The organism is Bacillus cereus (assembly GCF_007678085.1).
Classification (GTDB): domain Bacteria; phylum Bacillota; class Bacilli; order Bacillales; family Bacillaceae_G; genus Bacillus_A; species Bacillus_A cereus_BE.
On record NZ_VEDW01000046.1, the window covers coordinates 1 to 243 of the forward strand.

The window sequence follows — 243 nt, forward strand, 5'->3', positions numbered from 1 at the left end:
GGTGGAGCCTAGCGGGATCGAACCGCTGACCTCCTGCGTGCAAGGCAGGCGCTCTCCCAGCTGAGCTAAGGCCCCAAACAAGTATCGGGAAGACAGGATTTGAACCTGCGACCCCCTGGTCCCAAACCAGGTGCTCTACCAAGCTGAGCCACTTCCCGAAAGAAAACGCGCCCGAGAGGAGTCGAACCCCTAACCTCTTGATCCGTAGTCAAACGCTCTATCCAATTGAGCTACGGGCGCATA

3 tRNA genes are annotated in these 243 nt (G+C 58.0%); all 3 read right to left on the reverse strand.

Features of this window, described 5'->3' with window-relative positions:
- Nucleotides 1-2: 2 nt before the first annotated feature.
- The 3 genes from FS742_RS27300 to FS742_RS27310 all read right to left on the reverse strand — a co-directional run bounded on the left by FS742_RS27300 (nt 3) and on the right by FS742_RS27310 (nt 240).
- Nucleotides 3-75: transfer RNA gene (locus FS742_RS27300), tRNA-Ala, on the reverse strand.
- Nucleotides 76-84: 9 nt separating this feature from the next.
- Nucleotides 85-158 (reverse strand) — tRNA-Pro (locus FS742_RS27305).
- An 8-nt stretch (nt 159-166) separates the two neighbouring features.
- Nucleotides 167-240: transfer RNA gene (locus FS742_RS27310), tRNA-Arg, on the reverse strand.
- Nucleotides 241-243 lie beyond the last annotated feature (3 nt).